This is a genomic window from Streptomyces sp. JB150 (assembly GCF_011193355.1).
Taxonomy (GTDB): Bacteria; Actinomycetota; Actinomycetes; order Streptomycetales; family Streptomycetaceae; genus Streptomyces.
The window spans coordinates 2,994,080-3,017,604 of sequence record NZ_CP049780.1 but is presented as its reverse complement, the minus strand read 5'-3'; the positions used below and the strand labels follow the sequence as shown (position 1 = coordinate 3,017,604).

The 23,525-nt window shown below is 73.2% G+C and carries 15 protein-coding genes; 3 read left to right on the top strand and 12 right to left on the bottom strand.

What is annotated here, in order from left to right:
• Window positions 1–45 precede the first annotated feature (45 nt).
• A complete protein-coding gene (locus G7Z13_RS14160) occupies window positions 46–612 on the bottom strand; it encodes a DJ-1/PfpI family protein (RefSeq protein WP_165999309.1) in 567 nt (188 codons plus the stop codon).
• A 538-nt stretch (window positions 613–1,150) separates the two neighbouring features.
• Between G7Z13_RS14160 and G7Z13_RS14155 the strand changes: the two genes are divergently transcribed.
• Window positions 1,151–6,088: an NAD-glutamate dehydrogenase gene (locus G7Z13_RS14155; RefSeq protein ID WP_165999308.1), complete on the top strand. Its 4,938-nt coding sequence runs from the start codon at window positions 1,151–1,153 to the stop codon at window positions 6,086–6,088.
• A gap of 74 nt (window positions 6,089–6,162) precedes the next feature.
• On the opposite strand, the gene G7Z13_RS14150 is transcribed toward G7Z13_RS14155, so the two are convergent.
• The 4 genes from G7Z13_RS14150 to G7Z13_RS14135 form a co-directional block, all read right to left on the bottom strand.
• Window positions 6,163–7,905: a glycosyltransferase family 2 protein gene (locus G7Z13_RS14150; RefSeq protein WP_165999306.1), complete on the bottom strand. Its 1,743-nt coding sequence runs from the start codon at window positions 7,903–7,905 to the stop codon at window positions 6,163–6,165.
• Window positions 7,902–10,103 (bottom strand): CDP-glycerol glycerophosphotransferase family protein, encoded by a 2,202-nt coding sequence (locus G7Z13_RS14145; RefSeq protein ID WP_165999304.1) that lies wholly within the window; start codon window positions 10,101–10,103, stop codon window positions 7,902–7,904. Before G7Z13_RS14145 ends, G7Z13_RS14150 begins: the two co-directional genes overlap by 4 nt.
• Before the next feature lie 141 nt (window positions 10,104–10,244).
• A complete protein-coding gene (locus G7Z13_RS14140) occupies window positions 10,245–11,165 on the bottom strand; it encodes an ABC transporter ATP-binding protein (RefSeq protein WP_166004938.1) in 921 nt (306 codons plus the stop codon).
• Window positions 11,166–11,187: 22 nt separating this feature from the next.
• Entirely contained in the window at window positions 11,188–12,132 is a 945-nt protein-coding gene (locus tag G7Z13_RS14135; RefSeq protein ID WP_165999302.1) for an ABC transporter permease, read from the bottom strand.
• 162 nt (window positions 12,133–12,294) lie between these two features.
• On the opposite strand from G7Z13_RS14135, the gene G7Z13_RS14130 reads away from it, so the two are divergent.
• The gene (locus G7Z13_RS14130) at window positions 12,295–12,921 is read left to right on the top strand and encodes a TetR/AcrR family transcriptional regulator (protein ID WP_165999300.1); all 627 of its coding nucleotides are present in this window, start codon (window positions 12,295–12,297) and stop codon (window positions 12,919–12,921) included.
• Window positions 12,922–12,928: 7 nt separating this feature from the next.
• Here the strand turns inward: G7Z13_RS14130 and G7Z13_RS14125 are convergent, their stop codons facing one another.
• The 3 genes from G7Z13_RS14125 to G7Z13_RS14115 all read right to left on the bottom strand — a co-directional run bounded on the left by G7Z13_RS14125 (window position 12,929) and on the right by G7Z13_RS14115 (window position 15,530).
• The gene (locus G7Z13_RS14125; protein WP_165999298.1) at window positions 12,929–13,888 is read right to left on the bottom strand and encodes an ADP-ribosylglycohydrolase family protein; all 960 of its coding nucleotides are present in this window, start codon (window positions 13,886–13,888) and stop codon (window positions 12,929–12,931) included.
• Between the two features lie 9 nt (window positions 13,889–13,897).
• Window positions 13,898–14,878 (bottom strand): UDP-glucose 4-epimerase GalE, encoded by a 981-nt coding sequence (gene galE / locus G7Z13_RS14120; protein WP_165999295.1) that lies wholly within the window; start codon window positions 14,876–14,878, stop codon window positions 13,898–13,900.
• Window positions 14,879–15,020: 142 nt separating this feature from the next.
• On the bottom strand, window positions 15,021–15,530 hold the full coding sequence (locus tag G7Z13_RS14115) for a MarR family transcriptional regulator (protein WP_165999293.1): 510 nt from the start codon (window positions 15,528–15,530) through the stop codon (window positions 15,021–15,023).
• 103 nt (window positions 15,531–15,633) lie between these two features.
• On the opposite strand from G7Z13_RS14115, the gene G7Z13_RS14110 reads away from it, so the two are divergent.
• Window positions 15,634–16,047 carry an organic hydroperoxide resistance protein gene (locus tag G7Z13_RS14110; RefSeq protein WP_165999291.1) on the top strand — a complete coding sequence of 138 codons (414 nt, stop codon included), beginning with the start codon at window positions 15,634–15,636 and terminating at the stop codon, window positions 16,045–16,047.
• Between the two features lie 55 nt (window positions 16,048–16,102).
• On the opposite strand, the gene G7Z13_RS14105 is transcribed toward G7Z13_RS14110, so the two are convergent.
• The 4 genes from G7Z13_RS14105 to G7Z13_RS14090 all read right to left on the bottom strand — a co-directional run bounded on the left by G7Z13_RS14105 (window position 16,103) and on the right by G7Z13_RS14090 (window position 23,453).
• Window positions 16,103–17,659: a hypothetical protein gene (locus G7Z13_RS14105; RefSeq protein ID WP_165999289.1), complete on the bottom strand. Its 1,557-nt coding sequence runs from the start codon at window positions 17,657–17,659 to the stop codon at window positions 16,103–16,105.
• Window positions 17,660–17,732: 73 nt separating this feature from the next.
• The gene (locus G7Z13_RS14100) at window positions 17,733–19,031 is read right to left on the bottom strand and encodes a hypothetical protein (protein WP_165999287.1); all 1,299 of its coding nucleotides are present in this window, start codon (window positions 19,029–19,031) and stop codon (window positions 17,733–17,735) included.
• Window positions 19,031–21,256 carry a bifunctional glycosyltransferase/CDP-glycerol:glycerophosphate glycerophosphotransferase gene (locus G7Z13_RS14095; RefSeq protein WP_165999285.1) on the bottom strand — a complete coding sequence of 742 codons (2,226 nt, stop codon included), beginning with the start codon at window positions 21,254–21,256 and terminating at the stop codon, window positions 19,031–19,033. The genes G7Z13_RS14100 and G7Z13_RS14095 overlap by 1 nt, the downstream gene beginning before the upstream one ends.
• A gap of 1 nt (window position 21,257) precedes the next feature.
• The gene (locus tag G7Z13_RS14090) at window positions 21,258–23,453 is read right to left on the bottom strand and encodes a CDP-glycerol glycerophosphotransferase family protein (RefSeq protein WP_165999284.1); all 2,196 of its coding nucleotides are present in this window, start codon (window positions 23,451–23,453) and stop codon (window positions 21,258–21,260) included.
• Window positions 23,454–23,525: the final 72 nt, after the last annotated feature.

The following is a 23,525-nucleotide window of genomic DNA, read 5'->3' as shown; positions in this document are numbered from 1 at the left end:
CGGCCCCGCTCGCCCGTCCCCGGCCACCGGGTGGCCGTGGGTGCCTCAGGTCACCGGCGCCTTCGCGCGCAGCACCGTCAGGAACTCCCGCATCCACACCGGGTGGTCCGGCCAGGCGCGGGCGGAGACCAGCGTTCCGTCGACGACCGCCTCGGCGTCCCGGAAGGTCGCGCCGGCGGACTGCATGTCCAGCTCCAGGGCGGGGTACGCGGTGACGCGGCGGCCGCGGAGGGCGTCCACCGCGGCGGTGAGCAGAGGACCGTGGCAGATCTGCGCCACGGGCTTGTCGGCGTCGAAGAAGGATTTGAGAATCTTGCGGAGTTCGGGGTCGTTGCGGAGGTATTCGGGAGCCCGGCCGCCGGGGATGACGACGGCGGCGTACTGGCCGGGGTCGACCTCCGCGAAGGCGAGATCGGCGGGCCAGGTGTAGCCGGGTTTCTCGGTGTAGGTGTCGAAGCCGGGTTCGAAGTCGTGGACGACGAACCGGAGCTTCTTGCGGGTGGGGGCCGCGATGTGGACCTCGTAGCCCTCTTCGAGAAGGCGCTGGTAGGGGTACAGCACTTCGAGGGACTCTGCGGCGTCGCCGGTGACGATCAGGACCTTGGCTGTCATGCGGGCGGCTCCCCTCCGGGGTGGGCGTCACTGGGCAACCTGCCCTGGGCCGGGCCGCTTGCCAAGGGGACGCGCCGGTTTCCAGGCACCGGCGGTCACGGTGACCGACTGTGCAGAGTGTCAAAGTTCCCGCCCCGGTTTTGTACACATACGGCTCATGACGGGTCCCCGGTGAGGAGCGATAGCCTTGGTGGCGTGATCAGCGCGATAGTTCGCGGGGGCGGCGTTGCCCCTGCCCTGCGCCCGGTACGCACGGACGACATCCGTGACCGGGCGGCGGTCGCTGGTCTTCGCGGGCGGGCCGGGGAATCCGAGGCCCCCTTCAGGGCGCCGGGCGGACGCAGGACGGAGCGGCCGCGGCGCGCGGTGACGGATCCGTCGTACGCGTCGGAAATGGCTGATAACCCCCCGCTCGTCTCCCCTTGCGGCATAGCGTCGAAGCGGACCGGACACCCCGTGTCCCGGCGTCACGCCGGAAGGGCAGAGACCGTACTTCCTTCTACGTCACGCAACGGCGCGCGACAGGAGCCAGAGGACAATGCAGACCAAGCTGGACGAAGCCAAGGCCGAGCTGCTCGACAGGGCCGCCCGGGTAGCTGAGAACAGCCCGGTCGGGGGGCACCTACCGACTGGGACGACGGAACACGGCACCCCCGACCGGGAGGCCGTGCTCGCGTTCCTCCAGCGCTACTACCTGCACACCGCTCCGGAAGACCTCACCGACCGGGACCCGGTCGACGTCTTCGGAGCCGCCTACTCCCACTACCGACTGGCCGAGAACCGCCCCCAGGGCACGGCCAGCGTGCGCGTCCACACCCCGACCGTCGAGGAGAACGGCTGGACGTGCAGTCACTCCGTGGTCGAGGTCGTCACCGACGACATGCCCTTCCTCGTCGACTCGGTCACCAACGAGCTGACCCGGCAGGGCCGCGGCATCCACGTCGTCATCCACCCGCAGATCACCGTCCGCCGTGACGTCACCGGCAAGCTGATCGAGGTGCTCACCCCCGCGCCGGCCGGCGATCTGCCGCACGACGCGCACATCGAGTCCTGGATCCACGTCGAGATCGACCGCGAGACCGACCGCGCGGACCTGAAGCAGATCACCGCCGACCTGCTGCGCGTGCTGTCCGACGTCCGCGAGGCCGTCGAGGACTGGGGCAAGATGCGCGAGGCGGCCGTGCGCATCGCCGAGCACCTGCCGCAGGAGCCGCTGGCCGGCGACCTGCCCGAGCAGGAGGTCGAGGAGGCCCGCGAGCTGCTGCGCTGGCTGGCCGACGACCACTTCACCTTCCTCGGCTACCGCGAGTACCAGCTGCGCGAGGACGACTCCCTCGCCGCCGTCCCCGGCACCGGCCTCGGCATCCTGCGCGCCGACCCGCACCACGCGGGCGACGACCAGCACCCGGTCAGCCCGTCCTTCGAGCGGCTGCCCGCGGACGCCCGCGCCAAGGCGCGCGAGCACAAGCTGCTGGTGCTGACCAAGGCCAACAGCCGCGCCACCGTGCACCGGCCGTCGTACCTGGACTACATCGGCGTCAAGAAGTTCGACGCGGACGGCAACGTCGTCGGCGAGCGGCGCTTCCTCGGCCTGTTCTCCTCCGCCGCCTACACCGAGTCGGTGCGCCGGGTGCCGGTGATCCGCCGCAAGGTCGAGGCGGTGCTCAAGGGCGCCGGCTTCTCGCCGCACAGCCACGACGGGCGCGACCTGCTGCAGATCCTGGAGACCTACCCGCGCGACGAGCTGTTCCAGACGCCCGTCGACGAGCTGCGCTCCATCGTCACCTCCGTCCTCTACCTCCAGGAACGCCGCCGGCTGCGGCTCTACCTGCGCCAGGACGAGTACGGCCGCTACTACTCGGCGCTCGTCTACCTCCCGCGCGACCGCTACACCACCGGGGTGCGCCTGCGGATCATCGACATCCTCAAGGAGGAGCTGGGCGGCACCAGCGTCGACTTCACCGCCTGGAACACCGAGTCGATCCTGTCCCGGCTGCACTTCGTGGTCCGCGTCCCGCAGGGCACCGAGCTGCCCGAGCTGTCCGACGCCGACAAGGAGCGCATCGAGGCCCGTCTGGTCGAGGCCGCCCGCTCCTGGGCCGACGGCTTCGCGGAGGCGCTGAACGCCGAGTTCGGCGAGGAGCGCGCGGCGGAGCTGCTGCGGCGGTACGCGGGCGCCTTCCCCGAGGGGTACAAGGCCGACCACACCCCGCGCAACGCGGTCGCCGACCTCGCCCACCTGGAACGCCTCGACGAGGACCAGACCTTCGCGCTCAGCCTGTACGAGCCGGTGGGCGCCGGGCCGGACGAGCGCCGCTTCAAGATCTACCGCAAGGGCGAGGCGGTCTCCCTGTCCGCGGTGCTGCCGGTGCTCAACCGGCTCGGCGTCGAGGTGATGGACGAGCGGCCCTACGAGCTGCGCTGCGCCGACCGCCGGGTCGCCTGGATCTACGACTTCGGGCTGCGCATGCCCAAGGCGCAGAACGGCGCCGCCGACGGCGCCTACGCGAGCGACGACGCCCGCGAGCGCTTCCAGGAGGCCTTCGCGGCCACCTGGACCGGCCAGGCCGAGAACGACGGCTTCAACGCGCTGGTGCTGACCGCCGGACTGTCCTGGCGGCAGGCGATGGTGCTGCGCGCGTACGCGAAGTACCTGCGCCAGGCGGGCTCCACCTTCAGCCAGGACTACATGGAGGACACCCTCCGCGACAACGTCCACACCACGCGGCTGCTGGTCTCGCTGTTCGAGGCGCGGATGTCGCCGGAGCGGCAGCGCGCCGGGCACGAACTGGTCGACGCCCTGCTGGAGGAGCTGGACGCGGCGCTCGACCAGGTCGCGAGCCTCGACGAGGACCGCATCCTGCGCTCCTTCCTCACCGTCATCAAGGCCACCCTGCGGACCAACTTCTTCCAGAAGACCGAGGACGGCCGCCCGCACGACTACGTGTCGATGAAGTTCGACCCGCAGGCCATCCCGGACCTGCCGGCGCCCCGCCCGGCGTTCGAGATCTGGGTGTACTCGCCGCGCGTCGAGGGCGTGCACCTGCGCTTCGGCAAGGTCGCGCGCGGTGGCCTGCGCTGGTCCGACCGGCGCGAGGACTTCCGCACCGAGATCCTCGGCCTGGTCAAGGCGCAGATGGTGAAGAACACCGTCATCGTGCCCGTCGGCGCCAAGGGCGGCTTCGTCGCCAAGCATCTGCCCGACCCGGCCGTCGACCGCGACGCCTGGATGGCGGAGGGCATCGCCAGCTACAAGACGTTCATCTCGGCGCTGCTCGACATCACCGACAACATGATCGCGGGCGAGGTCGTGCCCCCGGCGGACGTCGTCCGCCACGACGAGGACGACACCTATCTGGTCGTCGCCGCCGACAAGGGCACCGCGACCTTCTCGGACATCGCCAACGAGGTCGCCCAGCGGTACAACTTCTGGCTCGGCGACGCCTTCGCCTCCGGCGGCTCGGCCGGCTACGACCACAAGGGCATGGGCATCACCGCGCGCGGCGCCTGGGAGTCCGTCAAGCGGCACTTCCGCGAGCTGGGCGTGGACACCCAGAGCGAGGACTTCACGGTCGTCGGCATCGGCGACATGTCCGGTGACGTGTTCGGCAACGGCATGCTGCTCAGCGAGCACATCCGCCTGGTCGCCGCCTTCGACCACCGCCACATCTTCATCGACCCCAACCCGGACGCGGCCGTCTCCTACGCCGAGCGCCGCCGCCTGTTCGAGCTGCCCCGCTCCAGCTGGGCCGACTACGACACCGAGCTGATCTCGGCGGGCGGCGGCGTCTTCCCGCGCACCGCCAAGGCCATCCAGATCAACGCGCACATCCGCGAGGCCCTGGGCATCGAGGGCAAGGTCACCAAGATGACCCCCGCCGAGCTGATGAAGGCGATCCTCCAGGCGCCGGTGGACCTGCTGTGGAACGGCGGCATCGGCACCTACGTCAAGGCCTCCACCGAGTCCCACGGCGACGTCGGTGACAAGGCCAACGACGCCATCCGCGTCGACGGCGCGGACCTGCGCGTCAAGGTCGTCGGCGAGGGCGGCAACCTGGGCCTGACCCAGCTCGGCCGGATCGAGTTCGCGCTGCACGGCGGCCGGATCAACACCGACGCCATCGACAACAGCGCGGGCGTGGACACCTCCGACCACGAGGTGAACATCAAGATCCTGCTCAACGGCCTGGTCGCGGACGGCGACATGACCGTCAAGCAGCGCAACCGGCTGCTCGCCGACATGACCGACGAGGTCGGCAAGCTGGTGCTGCGCAACAACTACGCGCAGAACACGGCGATCGCCAACGCCCTCGCCCAGTCCAAGGACATGCTCCACGCCCAGCAGCGCTTCATGAAGCACCTGGTGCGCGAGGGCCACCTCGACCGGGCGCTGGAGTTCCTGCCGACCGACCGCCAGATCCGCGAGCGGCTCGCCCAGGGCCAGGGCCTGACCGGCCCGGAGACGGCCGTCCTGCTGGCCTACACGAAGATCACGGTCGCCGAGGAGCTGCTGCACACCTCGCTGCCGGACGACCCGTACCTGCGCGGCCTGCTGCACTGCTACTTCCCGACCGCGCTGCGCGAACAGTTCGGCGACCGCATCGACACCCACCCGCTGCGCCGTGAGATCACCACGACGGTGCTGGTCAACGACACGGTCAACACCGGCGGTACGACGTATCTGCACCGCCTGCGCGAGGAGACCGGGGCGTCGCTGGAGGAGATCGTCCGGGCGCAGACCGCGGCCCGCGCGATCTTCCGCTCCGCCGAGGTGTGGGACGGCGTCGAGGCGCTGGACAACAGGGTCGAGGCCGACGTCCAGACCCGCATCCGGCTGCACTCGCGCCGCCTGGTCGAGCGCGGCACGCGCTGGCTGCTCAACAACCGGCCGCAGCCGATCCAGCTCGCCGAGACGGTCGACTTCTTCGCCGAGCGCGTCGAGCAGGTGTGGACGCAGCTGCCGAAGCTGCTGCGCGGCGCGGACCTGGAGTGGTGGCAGAAGATCCACGACGAGCTGACCGACGCCGGGGTGCCGGACGAGCTGGCCACGCGCGTGGCCGGGTTCTCCTCCGCGTTCCCGACGCTGGACATCGTCTCGGTGGCCGACCGCGTGGGCAAGGAGCCGCTGGACGTCGCCGAGGTCTACTACGACCTCGCCGACCGCCTCGGCATCACCCAGCTGATGGACCGGATCATCGAGCTGCCCCGCGCGGACCGCTGGCAGTCCATGGCCCGCGCCGCCATCCGCGAGGACCTGTTCGCCGCGCACGCCGCCCTCACGGCCGACGTGCTGGCGGTGGGCAACGGCACCTCCACGCCGGAGCAGCGGTTCGAGTGCTGGCGGGAGAAGAACGCGGCGATCCTCAGCCGCGCCCGCACCACCCTGGAGGAGATCCAGTCGTCGGAGACGTTCGACCTCGCCAACCTGTCGGTGGCGATGCGGACGATGCGCACCCTGCTGCGGTCGCACTCGTAGCCGTACGGCGTGCAGAAGGCGCCCCGGACCGGCCGGTCCGGGGCGCCTTCTGCACGCGGGGGCCCGGCGAGGGCTCAGCGCAGCACGCTCGCCAGGAGGCGTACCGCCCGGCGCACCCGGGGCCGGGACACGCGCCGCACCACCGGGCGCACCACGCGCGCGGTCAGCCCGGCCGGGCGCCACCTGATCTGGAGCCGGCCCGTGCCGCGCTCCTCGGGTTCGACGGTGACGAGGTGCGGGGCGGCCCCCGAGCGGTACTCCACGCGCGCGGTCAGCGGCCGGAAGGGCTCCTCCGGGGCCAGCAGCACGCCCCGGTGGAACAGCCCCTCGTGCTCCAGACGCAGCACGGGGTGGCGGGCCCCGTCGAAGCCGTGCAGCGGGATCGGGGCGGCGGCCAGGTCGAGGTGGACCTGGCCCTCGTAGACGCCCGGCCGCACCGGCGACAGACGGAACGGCACGCTCATGCGCCGGCGGCCGGGGGAGAGCAGCAGGGTCGCCGCCCGCGGGCCCACCGGGAGGCGCAGCGCCGGGTCATACGTGCGGATCGCGAGGTCCACGGAGGCGCCGGGGCCGGGCGCGATCTCGGTGACCTCGTGGCGGAGCAGGGCGTACGGGAAGGGGCAGGTGTCCGGGGCCAGGTCGGACAGGTCCAGCTCGCGGCGCGCCCCGTCGGTCTCGGGGAGCCGGTCGCCCCAGTACGTGCGGCCCTCCTCGTCCGTGACGACCGTGCGCGGGCCGGTGGCGTGCCCCAGGCCGCGCGCCGCGACCCGGGCGTCGGCCAGGCGCAGGTCGCGCACCAGCTGCACCACCACGCGCTCGGGGCGCGGGAGACGGGCGTACGCGCCGGGCGCGAGCGTCGCGAGATACGGGTTGACGATCTCCGCGAACGCCGCGAGCCACTCCTCGTCCCGGTACGGCAGGTCGCCGGCGTACATCCGGAAGTCGTGCTTGAGGAACTTGTAGTCCTTCTCCTCGTGCAGCGCGCCGTGGCCGCTCTCGTCGAGGAACTCGTCGACGAGCCGCTGGACGTGCACCCGGTCGCGGACGTTCTCCGGCTTGTGCCGCTGGTTGGAGATGGAGGCGGCGTCGCCGGAGGCGTGCGGGGCGATGTACCAGCGGTAGACCGGCTCGGGGACGACGGTGAAGGCGCGGGCCAGGCAGTAGGCCTGCGCGGTGAAGAGCTGGTCCTCGTAGTGGATGCCCTCCGGGAAGCGCAGCCCGTGCCGGTCGAGGAAGGCGCGGGCGTACATCTTGCTGGTCGCCAGGTGCTCGAAGAACAGCCGCGGTTCGGCCTCGATGCCGGGCACGGTACGGCGCTCGGCCACCAGCTGCGGCATCCACCGGCCGCGGTTTCCGGTGTCCGCGCGGACCCGTTCCACGGCGCCCATCACGAAGTCCACGTCCTGTTCCCGGTGCGCGGCCAGCAGCAGCTCCACCGCGTCCGGCAGCAGCTCGTCGTCGCTGTCGAGGAACATCACGTACGGCGCGCGGGCGATCTCCAGCGCCCGGTTGCGGGGCACGCTGCACCCGCCGCTGTTGCGGTCCAGGCGCAGGTGCAGGATCCGCGGGTCCTCCGCGGCCAGCCGGCGAGCCACCTCGGGGGTGGCGTCGGTGGAGTGGTCGTCGCTGATGACGATCTCGATGTTCGCGTGGGTCTGGCGGCGCACGGAGGCCACCGCGCGGGGGAGGCGTCCGGCGTCGTTGTAGACGATCACCACCACGGTCGCGTCCGGTGTCTGCGGCGCCGGGGCCTCGGCGATCCCGGGGACTTCGAAGAAATCCGCAGCTTCGGGGGCTTCGGGGACTTCCGGGCTCATGACGCGGTCGCCTCCTGCGGGGTGGGCGCGGGCGTGCGCCGGTCGACGGGGATGATCGCGGGCAGGGCCTCCTCCGGCTCGCCCAGGAAGACACGGCGTACGATCCGCTCGGCGGCGCGGCCGTCGTCGAACTCGCAGAACCGGCGCCGGAACATCGCCCGCTCCTTGCCCGCCTCGTCGTCGCACCAGGCGTCCGAGGTGAGGATGTCGGCCAGCTCGCCCTGGGTGCGGGCCACCGGGCCGGGGGCCTCGGCCATCAGGTCGAAGTAGACGCCGCGGGTCGCCACGTACGTCTCCCAGTCGTCGGCGTGGATGACGATCGGGCGGTCGAGGTTGGCGTAGTCGAACATGATCGACGAGTAGTCCGTGATCAGCGCGTCGGCGGCCAGGCACAGTTCCTCGACCGGCTCGTAGGCGGAGACGTCCAGGACGCGGCCCGCGCGGCGCAGTCCGGTGAGTGCGGACGCCGTGCGGGAGTGGAAGTAGTGGGCGCGCACCAGCAGGACCGTTTCCTCACCGAGCCGGTCGGCGAGGGTTGCCAGGTCCAGGCGCGGGGTCCACTCGGCCTCGTAGTCGCGGTGGGTGGGGGCGTACAGGAGCGCGCGGCGGCCGGGGGCGATGCCCAGGCGGGCGCGGATCGCGGCGATGTCGGCGGCCGTCGCGGTGTAGTAGACGTCGTTGCGCGGATAGCCGTGGTCGAGGGAGACGAACCGGGACGGGTAGGCGCGCTCCCACATGCGGGTGGTGTGGCTGTTGGCGGAGACGCTGTAGTCCCACTTGTCGATCCGCGCCAGCAGCGCCTCGAAGTCGAGGCCCTGGGCGGTGGCGGGGTAGCGCATCTGGTCGATGCCCATGCGCTTGAGGGGGGTGCCGTGGTGGGTCTGGACGTGCACGGCGTCGGGGCGTTTGACCACCGCGTTGGCGAAGTTGACGTTGTTGACCAGGAACTTCGCGCGGCCCAGCACCTCCCAGTAGCGGCGGCTGCCGGGCACCACGTGGTCGGTGCCGGGTGGCAGCAGGCCCACGCGGTCCGGGGCGACGACCCACACCGGGTGGACCTGCGGGGCGAGTTCGGCGAGCTTGGCGGCGATGGCGGCCGGGTTGCAGGCGACGCCGCGGTTCCAGTACGCCGAGAACACCGCGAGGTCGGGGTCGACCGGGCGGGCCAGCGCCCTGCGGTACTGGACGGCGCGGACCTGGGTGCCGAGCTTCCGTCTGCCCGCGCGGAGGGCCGTTCTGGCGGCGCGGCGGGCGTGGTTGGCGCTCTGGAGGGCGCGGTAGCGGGCGTAGGCGTCCTCTTCGAGGAGGGTGCGGCGCAGGCCCTCCGGCCCGGCCGGGTGGCGCAGGCCCGCGGGGCGCAGGCGGCGGGCCGCCTCGGAGGCGCGGTGGAAGAACACGCGCGCGTCGCGCTCCGGCATCCCCGCGCGGACGAAGGTGCGCAGGGCGTCCCGGACCATCAGGTGGTAGAGCACCGCGTGGGGGGCCGTGCGGGTGCGGGTGGCCGCCAGCAGGGCCTCGTAGCGGCCGAGGAGGGCGAGGTGGTCGTCGAGGGTGCGCGGCGCAAGGCTCTCGGGGCGCAGCTCGCGGTGTTCGAAGCCGGGGTGGGTGCAGCAGGCGATCCGCGCGGCGGTGAGCAGGACGGTCTGCGCGGCGTACGCCTCATCGTCGGTGGCCAGGGCGTCGGCGTGGGCGCGCCAGTGCTCCGCGCGTATCAGGCGGTTGCCGAGGAGCGGGGTGAGGCGGAGCAGGGCGGGCAGGCCGTCGAGGGTCAGCTCGGCGCGGCCCGCGCGGGCCAGCAGCCGGCTGTCCCAGGACGGCAGGCCGGAGGTCCGCCAGGCGGTGCGGACGTGGTCGAACAGCAGGACGTCGACGGTGTCGGGGAGTTGGGCGGCGCGGGCCGCCAGCAGGGCCGGGGCGCCCGGCGGGAGGCCGTCCTTGGCGTGCACGAAGTGCAGCCACCGCCCGGACGCGCGGGCCGCCCCCGCCGCCCGGGCCTCGGCGTCCCCGGTGCCGTCCGGCAGTGGGACCAGCACCGCGCCCGGGGCGTGCTCGCGGGCCGTGTCCCGGGCCCAGTCGCCGACCGCGACCACGACGACCTCGGTGTCCGGGGCCGGGTCGGCGGCCACGGAGTCGAGAAGGCCGGCCAGATGGCCCTGGGTGTTCGGGCCGTGGACGACGATGCTGAGCTCGGTTGGCACGGCGGACTCCCTTCACACGTTCGGGTGCCTCACACGGCATGGCCTATTCGGTCATCGTGGCACCAAACCGGCGAAAGGGTTAACCGGGGTTGAGCCGGTCGGGAGGCGGAAGGGGCGCGGCGGGCCCGTGCCGGGGCGGGCTCAGGAGGTGACGGGCTCCGGCGCGGGCTGCGGCGCGGGCTCGGGCTTCGCCTTGGCCTCGGGCGCGGGCTCGGGTGCGGGCTTCGGCTTGGGCTTCGGCTTGGCCGTCTTCTCCCCGGTGAACGCCTCGTACTCCTTCAGCACCTCCTCCGTCGGCCCGTCCATCCGCAGCTCGCCGCGCTCCAGCCACAGCACCCGGTCGCAGGTGTCGCGGATCGACTTGTTGTTGTGGCTGACGAGGAAGACCGTGCCGGCCTCCTTGCGCAGCTCGCGGATGCGGGCCTCGGAGCGCTTCTGGAAGGAGCGGTCGCCGGTGGCCAGCGCCTCGTCGATGAGCAGCACGTCGTGGTCCTTGGCGGCGGCGATGGAGAACCGCAGCCGGGCGGCCATGCCGGAGGAGTAGGTGCGCATCGGCAGGGTGATGAAGTCGCCCTTCTCGTTGATGCCGGAGAAGTCGACGATCTCCTGGTAGCGCTCCCTGATCTGCTCGCGGGACATGCCCATCGCCAGCCCGCCGAGGTGGACGTTGCGCTCGCCGGTCAGGTCGTTCATCAGCGCCGCGTTGACGCCGAGCAGGGACGGCTGGCCATGGGTGTAGATCCGGCCGCTCTCCACGGGCAGCAGCCCGGCGACCGCCTTGAGCAGGGTCGACTTGCCGGAGCCGTTGGTGCCGATCAGGCCGATCGCCTCGCCCTTGTACGCCACGAAGGACACGTCGCGGACCGCGTGCACCCGGCGGACCCCGGCCGCCTTCTCGGTCTGCTTGCGGCGCAGGATGCGGTTGAGCGCGGCGGTCGCGGAGCCGCGGCCCGCGCCGGTGCCGTTGACCCGGTAGACGATGTCCACGTGGTCGGCGATGACGGTGGGGACCTTCTCGGTCTCTGCGGTTTCCGCGGTCTCCGTGGTCTTCGCGGTGGGGATCTTCGCGGGTGCGGAAGTGTGCTCAGCCACGGCCGTACGTCTCCTCAGCCTTCCAGAAGTAGATGAAGCCACCGACCCCGGCGAGCAGGGCCCAGCCCGCCGCGAGCGCCCACACGTGCGGGGGCAGCTGGCTCGCGTGGAAGCTGTCGATGAGCGCGAAGCGCATCAGGTCGATGTAGACGGCGGCCGGGTTGGCCTGGAGCAGTGTGCCCACCCAGCCCGGCAGGCCGGCGTGGCTGCGCAGGACGTGATCGATGCTGAACATCACGCCGGAGGCGTACATCCAGGTGCGCAGCACGAACGGCATGAGCTGCGCGAGGTCCGGCGTCCTGGCCCCCAGCCGGGCCAGCACCATCGAGACGCCGGCGTTGAACGTGAACTGGAGGATCAGCGCCGGGATCGCCAGCACCCAGGACGCGGCGGGCGGCACGCCGAAGGCGAGCAGGATGACGATCAGGGCCGACATCGAGAACAGCAGCTGCTGCAGCTGCTGGAGGCAGAACGAGATGGGCAGCGAGGCCCGCGGGAAGTGCAGGGCCCGCACCAGGCCGAGGTTGCCGGAGATCGCGCGCGTGCCCGCCAGGATGGAGCTCTGCGTGAAGGTCCAGATGAACACGCCCGTGACCAGGAACGGGACGTAGTCCGGCACGCCGTTCCTGGTCTGGAGCAGCACGCCGAAGATCAGGTAGTAGACCGCCGCGTTCAGCAGCGGGGTCATGACCTGCCAGACCTGGCCCAGCTTCGCCTGGCTGTACTGGGCGGTCAGCTTGGCCGTGGCGAACGCGGCGATGAAGTGGCGGCGCGCCCACAGCTGCCGGATGTACTGCGGCAGGGAGGGGCGGGCGCCGCTGACCGTGAGGCCGTGGCGGGCGGCGAGGGCCGCGAGGTCGGCGGGATCGGCGTCGGGCGGGGCCGGGGTGGTGGCCCGGGACGACGTCGGGGGCGGTGTGTCGAGGACCTGGCTCACATCCGCTGCTTTCGGTCGGGGAGGGGGGCGGGGCGGGCGCCGGGGGCGCGCTGCGGTTCGGTGGGCCGTACGTCGGGACGGGACCGTATCGTCGCAACGTGAGCGTAAGCCGATCGAGCGTCGGAACGCAACCGTTTCGTCGTCACGCCCTATGCTGTCCGCATGACGACGAACGCCGACGGCCCCCAGCCGCCCGTGCGCCGCCGGACCCCCGCGGGCGCGGCGGTCCTGCGCGAGGACGTGACGGAAGCCATCCGCGCGGCCGTCTTCGAGGAACTGGCGGCCGTGGGCTACGCGCGGATGTCGATCGAGGGCATCGCCCGCCGCGCGGGCGTCGGCAAGACCGCGGTGTACCGCCGCTGGCGCTCCAAGCTGCACCTGGTGCTCGACGTGGTCTCGGCGCTCGCGGTGCAGGGCCTGCCGGCGCCGGACACCGGCTCGCTGGAGTCGGATCTGCGGCTGCTGTACGAGGTGACGTCCCGCGCCCTGCGCCACCCGGTGGCCTCGCAGATCATCCCCGACCTGCAGGCGGAGGCGGCCCGCAGCCCGGAGATCGCCGAGGCGATGCAGAAGGCGCTGCGGGACGGGCAGGAGGGCGTCGCGCTGAAGATCGTCGGGGCGGCGCAGCGGCGGGGCGAGGTCCGCGCGGGCGTCGACCAGGAGCTGGCCCTCGACCTCATCTCGGGCCCGCTGTACTGGCGTTCGGTGGTCATCCGCAGCCCCAGGCTGCCGAAGGGCTACCTGGCCTCGCTGTCCACCGCGACCGCGGAGGCCCTGAAGGCGCTCTGACTCAGCCTCAGCCGCCCGCGCGGTCCGCCCCGGCCCGTACGGCCAGCCGGTACGCCAGCTCGCTCAACTCGCCCGCCCTCAGCACCCTCCCGAAGCCGGGCAGCGGCACGTGCAGCGGCCCGGTCCACCGCTCGGGTAGCGCGCCGGCCCCGTACACCGCCCCCGCCAGCCCGCCCGTGACGGCCGCGACGGTGTCCGTGTCACCGCCGAGGTCGACGGCGGCGCGTACCGCGTCCTCGTAGGAGGAGGTGGTGCGCAGGGCCCAGACGGCGGAGCCGAGGCAGGGCCAGACCGCGCCGTTGAACTCGGTGGCCTGGTCGGGGTGCCAGTCGGGGGCGAGGACCACGGCGTACCGCTCGCGGTGGTCCGGGTGGACGGCCGCCAGCGCCCCCGGCAGGGCGGCCAGGGGGTCGCCCCCGGCGAGCGCGACGCGCACCAGCTCGTGGAAGACGGCCGTCCCCTCCCAGGCGGCCCGGTCCCCGTGGGTCAGGGCGGCCAGGCGGCGGGCGGCGTCCATGGTGGCGTCCCGGCCCCGGTCCGCGAAGTGGACGGCGGAGGTCGCCGCCCGCATCAAGGAGCCGTTCCCCGCCGCGCGCTGGCTCACCTGGAAGTGCAGCGCCGCGGCCGTGTCCCACGGGTCACCGCCGCTCAGCACCGCCTCCGTCTGGAGCCCGATGTCCTTCGGACCGGCCGCCGCCCAGCGCCGGAACCGCCGGAAGACGTCCGGCAGATCCAGTCCGCCCCGCTCGACCAGCGACTCGCCGACGAGGACGGCCATCTGCGTGTCGTCGGTGGCCTCGCCCGGGTCCCAGCCGCCGCCCCCGCACATCTCGCCGCCCTGCCCCGGGAGGGGGAACCGGGCGGTGAAGGCGCCCTCGGGGCCGAACTCGAAGGGCGCGCCCAGGGCGTCCCCGACGGCGGAGCCGAGGACGGCGCCCACGGCGCGCTCGGCCAGACGTTCGGTCATGCCCGCAGGCTAGTGCCGCGCGGCCCCCGGACGCAGCCGCACCCAGCCCTCCCAGGCGGACGTGATCATGTCCTGGACGTCGTACTTCGCCTTCCAGCCCAGCTCCGCCGCGGCGCGCTCGGCGGAGGCGACGACGCGCGGCGGGTCGCCGGGGCGGCGGGGGGTGACCACCGGCGGGCGGTGGTAGCCGGTGAGGGCGTTGATCCGGTCGATCATCTCGCGCACGGAGACGCCCTCGCCCCGCCCGATGTTGAGGGTCAGGTCGCGGCCGGGCTCGGCCTCCAGGGCGCGGGCCGCCGCCACGTGGGCCTCCGCCAGGTCGACGACGTGGATGTAGTCCCGTACGCAGGTGCCGTCCGGCGTCGGGTAGTCGTCACCGAAGATCCGCGGCGGTGCCCCCTCGGTCAGCTTTTCGAAGACCATCGGGATGAGGTTGGAGACGCCGGTGTCGGCCAGGCCGGGGGCCACCGCGCCGGCCACGTTGAAGTAGCGCAGACAGGCCGTGGACAGGCCGGTCGCGCGGCCGGTGGCCCGGACCAGCCACTCACCGGCCAGCTTGGTCTCGCCGTACGGCGACATCGGCACGCACGGCGTCTCCTCGGTGACCAGGTCCACGTCCGGCATCCCGTACACGGCCGCCGAGGAGGAGAACACGAACGACGGCACCCCGGCCGCCGTGACCGCCTCCAGCAGGACGCGCAGGCCCTCCACGTTCTCGCGGTAGTAGTGCAGCGGCAGGTCCACCGACTCGCCGACCTGCTTCTTCGCCGCGAGGTGCACGACCCCGGTGATCCCGTGCCCGGCCAGCACCCGGCTCAGCCGCTCCCGGTCCAGCGTCGAGCCCACCTCCAGCGGCACGCCGTCCGGGACCCGCTCCGCGATCCCCGTGGACAGGTCGTCGTACACCACGGTCCGCTCGCCCGCCTCGGTCATCGCTCGCACGACGTGCGCCCCGATGTATCCGGCGCCGCCGGTGATCAGCCAGGTCATGTGCGGCCGTCCCCTCGTCGGTCGGCCCCGCGGGGGGCCGGTGGCTGTTTCCGGACACAGTGAAGCAGGCGCGGGGGCAGTGCGTGACCATGCGTGACGCGTTGTCACCGGAAGGTGGACCGTGAGACCCGGGCGGCCGCCCTCAGCGCGACGCCGTCTCCCCCGTCTCCGCCGCCACCGCCGCGTCCAGTGCGCTGGTGAGCCGGTCGAGGCGGTCCCGCAGGGCGCGGATCTCGTCGACGTCGCAGCCGGTCGCGGCGACGATGCGGCGCGGCACCTGCACCGCCCGCTCGCGCAGGGCGGCGCCCTCCTCGGTGAGCCGGACCTCGACCGAGCGCTCGTCGCGGGCGCTGCGCTCGCGGCGCACGAGTCCGGCCGCCTCCAGGCGCTTGAGCAGCGGGGAGAGCGTGCCGGAGTCGAGCCGCAGCCGCTCGCCGAGCCGCTTCACCGGCTGGTCGCCGTCCTCCCACAGCACCAGCATCACCAGGTACTGCGGGTAGGTGAGCCCGAGGTCCTTGAGGATCACGCGGTAGACGCCGTTGAAGGCGCGCGAGGCGGCGTTCAGCGAGAAGCAGATCTGGCGGTCGAGCCGGAGCCAGTCGTCCGCTGGCGTGCTGCTGGTCATGGCTCCAGGGTAGCGCTTGCCCGCCATTTAGTTGTGCACAACTTAATTGTGTGCTCTACTTCAGGTCGTACGGCGGTGACCGGACCGGCCACCGCCCACCCGACTCCCGACCCGAGAGGGATGGTCCCCCATGGACGCGCTCTACACCGCTGTCGCCACCGCCACCCACGGCCGCGAGGGCCGCGCCGTCTCCTCCGACGGCACGCTGGACCTGCCGCTGGCCATGCCGGTGCAGCTGGGCGGCAACGGCCAGGGCACGAACCCCGAGCAGCTCTTCGCCGCCGGCTACGCCGCCTGTTTCGGCAGCGCCCTCGGCCTCGTCGGCCGCCAGGCCAAGGTCGACCTCAGCGACGCCGCCGTCACCGCCGAGGTCGGCATCGGCAAGCAGGGCGAGGGCTTCGCGCTCGCCGTCACGCTGCGCGTGGAGCTGCCCGACACGCTGGACGAGGCGACCGGCCGCAAGCTGGTCGAGCAGGCCCACCAGGTCTGCCCGTACTCCAACGCCACCCGCGGCAACATCCCGGTCGACCTCGTCATCGAGTAACACCGGCATCGCCTGAGACCCGGCATCGAGTGACACCCCGCGGGCGCGGCGCCCGTCACCCGGGCAGCCGCGCCAGCACCTCCCCCGTGCGCCTGCTCCAGGCCACCACGACGGCCTCCTCGGGCACCTCGCGCCAGCGCGTCAGCAGCAGCCAGCGCACGTCGTGGCGGCGGGCGATCGCGGCCCGCTCGGCCGGGGCCGTCGCCGGGTCCAGATAGGTCTCCACGTCGGCGACCCGCCGCAGCCGCTCCCGCTCGTCCACCGCCGCGTCCGGCCAGGTCGGCGCGGCCAGGTTCGGGCCGTGCCCGGCGATGGCGTGCACGGCGTAGTAGCCGTCGGTGATCACCACCTCGCCGGGCCGGATGTACTCCGCGGCCCAGTCGTACGACGGCCAGCGCGGCGGCTGCGCGAAGCCCACCGGGTCCAGCGAGCGCGGCACCACCGCCCCCGCGTGCACGGCGAGGAACGCCACGCAGGCCGCCCCGGCCGCCACCGCCGCCAGCGCCCGCCGCCACACCGGCCAGGGCCGCGGCGCCGCCAGCTCGACGGCGAGCGCGAACTGGAGCGGCACCAGGGTCAGCCCGAGGATCCGCCCGTAGGTGTAGTGGCCGCTGAACCAGCCGTACGCCACCACCGCCACCTCCAGCGCGAACATCAGCACCAGCGGATCGCGCCAGGACTCGCGGCGCGCCCGCAGCCACAGCGCGGGCAGCCCGAGCAGCGCCAGCCCGAACCGCCCGTCGAGATCCCGGTACAGCCGCCGGTGCATGGCGTCCACGCTGGTGTCGCCCGTGAGCGCGAAGACGTCGAAGTACGGCCAGACCGCGGCGACCAGCAGCGCCGTACCCCCGGCCAGCGCCCACCGGCCGGCCACGGCGGGCCGCAGGCCGCGCTGCCACCCGGTCACCAGCGCCACCGCGCCCAGCACCGCCGCCACCGAGGTGATCGGGTGCACCAGCAGGATCAGCCCGTACACCGCGCCGAGCCCCGCGTAACCGGTCAGGCCCGGCAGCCCGCCCGGCCCCACGAACCGCACCGGCCGCCCGTCCCGCGCCAGCGTGCCCGTCCACGCCCACGCCCAGAAGGTCAGCCCGATGGCCAGCGCCGACGGATAGGGCAGCGTGCCGGTCATCGACATCAGCGACAGCCAGCCGCTCCACCAGGCCCGCTCCACGCCCCACAGCAGCGTCATCGCGGCCAGCGCCAGCACCGGCGCCCACGGCCGGGGCGAGAGCACCCGCACGAAACGGTTCAGGCCGGTCAGCAGCACCAGCAGGTTCACCGGCCCGGCCAGCCGCACCACCTCCCAGCCGCTCAGCCCGGTCAGCCGGGCGAACGCGCCCTGGAGGACGGCGTAGGGCGAGTAGTAAGGGCTGCCCGCGCCCGGCAGGTCCGCCGTGGGATGGCGCGGGTGGAGCAGGTCGGCCCGCAGGCGTTCGATGACGGCGGCGTGCTGCCCGGCGTCACAGCACAGCGGCACCCGCCAGTACGCCAGGCACATCACCAGCCAGAACAGCAGGCCGAAGACCTGGAAGGGGGTGGGCCGCCAGACCCGGCCGCGCAGCGCCGTCGCACCGCGCGGGGGCCGCCGGACGAGGACCTGGGCGCTCATCGACCCGCGGGGAAGGTCAGCATTCGAGGCATTTGCCGTATGTTCCCGCCGGGGTCAACGGCATGACCTCGCCTCACCGCATCGAGTGAGCCCGTTCGGCGTGCCCCTGTGCCGGAAGGGCCACCGGCCGCCGCAGCACCGCGTCCAGCAGCAGCGGCACCCCCACCACCGGCAGCAGCCACGCCAGCACGATCAGCCGCTCGCCCCAGATGTTGATGTCCGGATGCCCGGCCTGCGTGAGGATCCCGGTGAACGCCGCCGCGGCCAGGAACACCCCGAACGCGGGCCGCCGCGCCGCCCCCCACGCGCCCGCGGCCAGCGCCGCCAGGAACAGCGGCTGCCACAGCTGCCGGCGCAGCCACTCCATCCAGAAGTTCCCCTGCAACTGGAGGAACTCCGGCCAGGGATCGGCCCGGTCCGGCCGCGTGAAGTGATGGGTGAGCAGGTCCTGCACGCTGTCCTCGGTCGACGGATACCCGAGCAGCCGCGCCAGCACCACCGTCAGCACCGCCGCCGCGGCCCCCATGCCCGCCACCGCGAGCACCCCGCACCCCGGCACCCGGCCCCGCCGCCACCGCCGTACGGCGATGAGCGTGCCCGCCGCCGCCAGGCACACCCCGAGGAACAGCGCCTGCGAGTGCTTGACGGTGAACAGCGCCGCGAGCGACCCGGCGACCAGCGCGAGCCCGGCCCGGGACCGCCGCCCGTCCAGGACCAGCGCGCACCCCCACACCGCCGACAGCGTCAGCGCCAGCATCAGGCCCTCCGTCATGGGTCGCATCGCGGTCGTGCCGACCGGCAGGACGTAGTACAGGCCCTGCCCGGTCAGACACAGCGGCACCGGCACGCGCAGCGTCCGCAGCACCAGGAAGACCAGCACCCCGCCCGCGACCGCGATCACCACGCTCGCCGCCCACACGCCCCACACCACACCGAACACGGACACGAACGGCAGCAGCACCACCGGATACCCGGGCCGCGCCTCGAAGATCCGCATGAACCGCTCCGGCATGTACGGCACAGTGTGCCCGCCGGTCTGCCCCGCCCGCAGCCGCCGCTCCACCACCCGCCACTCGTCCGCGCCGCACTCCCGCTTCACGCGCGGCGCCGGATCGGGGCGGTGGAAGCGGACCACGTGCACGTTCTGGTTGCGGTGGGCGAGCGCGGCCCGCCCCGCGCACACGTAGTCGATCGTCGCCGCGGCGGCCTCCCGCTTGGAGTCACCGCGCAGACTCAGCGCGTACGACAGGTAGTTCTTGGTGTCCGGGGTGTCCCGGCCGGTGACGTTCGCCAGCTGCAGCACGGCGAACACCGCGGCCAGGACCAGCACCCAGGTACGCGGACGCCAGGTGTGCGGGCGCGGGCGGGGCATCACGACGCGGTCAGCACGTCGTGATCGGAGGCGCCGGCCGGGGCCGGCAGCGCGACCGGCTCCGGCGTCCACGCCTCCTCGCCGAGCATCAGCGTGCGCACCACCCGCTCGGAGGCGTGCCCGTCGTCGAACTCGCAGAACCGCTCCCGGAACCCGGCCCGCAGCCGCCGCGCGTCCTGGTCCTGCCAGGTGCCCGACGCGAACAGCCACGCCAGCTCGCGGTAGGAGCGCGAGACATGGCCCGGCGGGTCGGCGGTGATGTCGAAGTAGACACCGCGGCTCGCCGCGTACGCCGTCCAGTCGTCGGCGTGGATGACGATCGGCCGGTCCAGGTTGGCGTAGTCGAACATCAGGGCCGAGTAGTCGGTGACCAGCACGTCCGAGGCGAGCATCAGCTCCTCCACGTGCGGCTCGTCGGTGGCGTCGACCAGCACGCCCCGCCGGTGCAGGTCCGTCAGGCCCATCCCGCGCGCGTGACCGGCGGCCAGCGACGGGTGCAGCCGCACCACCAGGGTGTGGTCCTCGCCCAGGTCCTCCGCGAACCGGGCCAGGTCGATCCGGTCGACGTGTCCGCCGCGCCGGTACTCCCGGCGGGTCGGCGCGTACAGCACGACCGTGTTCCCGTCCGGGACGCCGAGGCGCGCCCTCGTCGCCGCCCCCGCCTGCGGGCCCGCGTTCACCAGCACGTCGTTGCGGGGGCTGCCGGAGCGCACCGAGGTGAAGTGGCAGGGGAACGCCCGCTCCCAGGCCAGCTCCGAGTGGCGGTTGGCGACCAGGCTGTAGTCCCAGCGGTCGGCGCGCCACAGCATCTTCGGCACGTCGAACCCGAGCCGGGCGCCCGGCTTGCCCAGCAGATCGGCGCCCATGTACTTCAGCGGCGTGCCCTGGTGGGTGTGGATGTGCACGGTGCCGGGGCGCTTGATGAGCCCGCCCGGCCAGTTGACGTTGTTGACGAAGTACGTGGCCCGCGCGGTGACCCGCTCGTAGGCGGCCGAGCCGAGCACCACGTGCTCCACGTCCTCCGGCAGCAGCGCCGCCGTCTCCTCGTCCTTGACCACCCACACGCCGCGCAGCTGCGGCGCGACCTCGCGGGCCGCCCGGTGGATCGCCGCCGGGTCGCCGAGCACGCCCCGGTGCGAGAACGCCGAGTACACGACGAGGTCCGGGTCCAGCGGGCGGCGCAGCAGCACCGCGCCGCGCGCCCGGCGCACCCCGCCGGCCGCCGCCGCCCGCACCCGCTGGGCCCGCCGCTCCAGCAGCCGCCCGGCCCGCGCCGCCTGCCGCCGGGCCACATAGCCGGCGTAGCCGCGCTCCAGCACCCGGTGCTCCTCGGCGACCGCGGCGCCCTGCGGCTTGTGCGCGCGGAACATCTCGGCCGTACGGCGGAAGAACTCGGCCTTGTCCGACGGCGGCAGCCGGTCCGGCTTGGACAGGATGTCCAGGCAGTGCTCCGCCATCTTCGCGTGCAGGAAGCCCCGCCAGGAGTGCAGCTCCGGACGGGCGTCGACGAACGCGAACACCCGCTCGTACTGCTCGTGGATGTCGAAGTGCTTGCGGCTGGTGGTGGACAGGATGTTGCCCTGGCGGCGCTGCCGGTACTCGACGCACACCCGGTCCAGCGCGGTCATCCGCTCCGCGCTGAGCATCACCGGGAACGTCCACGGCGTGTCCTCGTAGTAGCCGGGCGGGAAGGCGAAGCCGTGCCGCTCGACGAAGTCCCGGCGGTAGACCTTGTTCCACACCACCATCAGCAGGTCCAGCACCTCGGGCCGCTCGGCGGCGCTGAAGACGCCCGCCTCCGCCGCCTCGCCCAGCACCGGCGCCAGCACGTTGCGGCGGGTGCCGCCCCACCAGAACGTGCGGACGTAGTCGAAGATCAGCACGTCCGGGTCGCCGGTCCCGGCCAGCCGGTCGGCCATCGCGCGCAGCGCGCCCGGGGTGAGGGTGTCGTCGCTGTCGAGGAAGAACAGGTAGTCGCCGGTGGCGTGCGGCATCCCCGCGTTGCGGGCCCGGCCGAGCCCGACGTTCTCCGGCAGGTGCACCGCCTTCACGCGCGGATCGCGGGCCGCGTACGCGTCGAGGATCGCGCCGCAGCCGTCCGGCGAGCAGTCGTCGACGGCGATCACCTCCAGGTCGCCGAACGACTGCTCCAGGACCGAGTCCAGGCATTCGCGCAGGAAGCCCTGCACCTTGAAACAGGGAAGGATGATGCTGAAGCGGGGCACGTCAGCTCCTCACGAGGGTCGTCGCGGCGGGGATGCGCTCGGCGAGCGGGACCACCGGCGGGATCGCCTCCGGCGGCTCCCCGAGGAACACCCGGCGCACCACCCGCTCGGCGGCCCGTCCGTCGTCGAACTCGCAGAACCGCTCCCGGAAGGCGGCCCGCAGTTTCCGCGACTCCTCGCCCGCCCAGGAACCGTCCCGGAAGATCCGCGCCAGCTCCTGAGGGGTGTGCGCGACCGGACCCGGCGGGGCCTGCATCAGGTCGAAGTAGACGCCCCGCGTCTCGCGGTAGACGTCCCAGTCGTCGGCGTACACGACGATCGGCCGGTCCAGGTTGGCGTAGTCGAACATGATCGACGAGTAGTCGGTGACCAGCGCGTCGGCGGCCAGGCAGACGTCCTCCGAGGAGCGGTGCGAGGTGACGTCGATGATCCGGCCGGACGCCTTCGCCCCGCCCCGGTCGTAGAAGTAGTGGGCGCGCAGCAGGACGACGACGTCCTCGCCGGCCGCCTCGCAGAACGCCTCCAGGTCCAGGCCGGTCTCGAAACCGGTGTGCCAGTCGCGGTGCGTCGGCGCGTAGAGCACCGCCGTCTTCCCCTCGGGCACGCCCAGCTCGGCGCGCACCCGGGCCACGTCCTCGGCGGTCGCCGTGTAGAAGACGTCGTTGCGCGGATAGCCGTACTCCAGGTGCTCGTACGAGCCGGGGAAGGCGCGCTCCCACATCTGGGTGGAGTGGCTGTTGGAGGAGAGGTTGTAGTCCCAGCGGTCGACCCGGCCCAGCAGCTTGGCGAAGCTGCCGGTCTGCGCGGCCACCACCGGATACGTCGACTGGTCGATGCCCATCTTCTTCAGCGGGGTGCCGTGCTGGGTCTGGACGTGCACGCTGCCCGGCCGTTTGACCACGCCCTCGGCGAAGTTCGCGTTGTTCACGAGGTACTTGGCGCGGGCCAGCACCTCCCAGTAGCGGCGGCTGCCGATCACCGCGTGGTCGACGCCCGCCGGCACGGTGTGTGCCTGGTCGGCCTCCACCAGGAACACCGACCGGATGTGCGGGGCGAGTTCGCGGGCCTTGGCGTGGATCGCGGCCGGGTTGCAGGCGTAACCGCGGCCCCAGTATGCGCAGTACACCGCCAGGTGCGGGTCCAGCGGGCGGCGCAGCTGCCGGCGGTAGAACAGCCGGGTGCGCAGCCCGCGCGGCTGCGGCAGCCGCTCCCCGGCCCGCACCGCCGCCTCCTTGGCGCCGCGCAGCACCCGGAACGCCGTGTACGTGCCGGTCGCCAGCAGCCGGTGCTGGACGCCCACGCTGCCCCCGGGGGTGCGGTGCCCGGCCGGGCGGTGGCGCCGGTACAGCGTGCTCGCCCGGCGGAAGAAGGCGCGGCGGCCGCGCGCCGGCAGCCGGCGGGGGTGCCCGGCCGTCCGCAGCACGGCCGCGAACAGCTGGTCGAACAGGGCGTGCGCCCGCTCGGCGGGCAGCTCCGCAAGGAGCGCGAGCGCGCGCTCGGCCTGGTCGAGGAGGTCCGCGTGGTGCTCGCCGGGCAGGTGCAGCCGGTTGCCCTGCCGCCGCAGGTGATGCCGGACGACCGGCTCGCGCAGGGCCGCGACGCGCTCCGCCCGCGCCATCACGGCCGCGCCGAAACCGATGTCCGTGAAGTGCCCTTCGGGGAAGGTGATGTTGCGCTCGGTGAGGAAGGCCCGCCGGTAGGCCGCGGACCAGGCGGGCAGCTGGACGCCGGTCAGCTGCGGCGCCCGGTCGGGGTGGAAGGCGCCGCCGGACGGGGCCTGGGCGAGCAGCGGTGCCGCCGGCTGGGTGGTCTCGCCCTCCCACCAGGGGGTCCGCTCGTAGCCGAAGAGCAGGACGTCCACGTCGCCGGTCTTCGTCAGCCGCGCGTCCAGCGTGCCGAGCGCGCCCGGCAGCAGGATGTCGTCGCCGTCGAGGAACAGCAGATACGTGCCGGTCGCCGCCCGCATCCCGGCGCCGCGCGCCCCGGCCAGGCCGGCCGGCGGAGGGGAGTGCACGGGGGTCACCCGCGAGTCCCGCTCGGCGTGTGCGGCGGCGACGTCCGCCGCGGGGGAGCCCGGCCCGTCGCACACCGGGATCAGCTCTAAGTCGCCGAAGGACTGTGCGAGGACCGAGTCCAGCGCCTGGGCCAGCCGGCCCGCGACCCCATGGGACGGGACGATGATGCTGAAGCGGGGCATTCTGCTCTTTCCGTGGTTGTGCCGGTCCGGGTCAGACGGGAGGCCCGCGCCGCGGACCGTGCGGGGAACGGC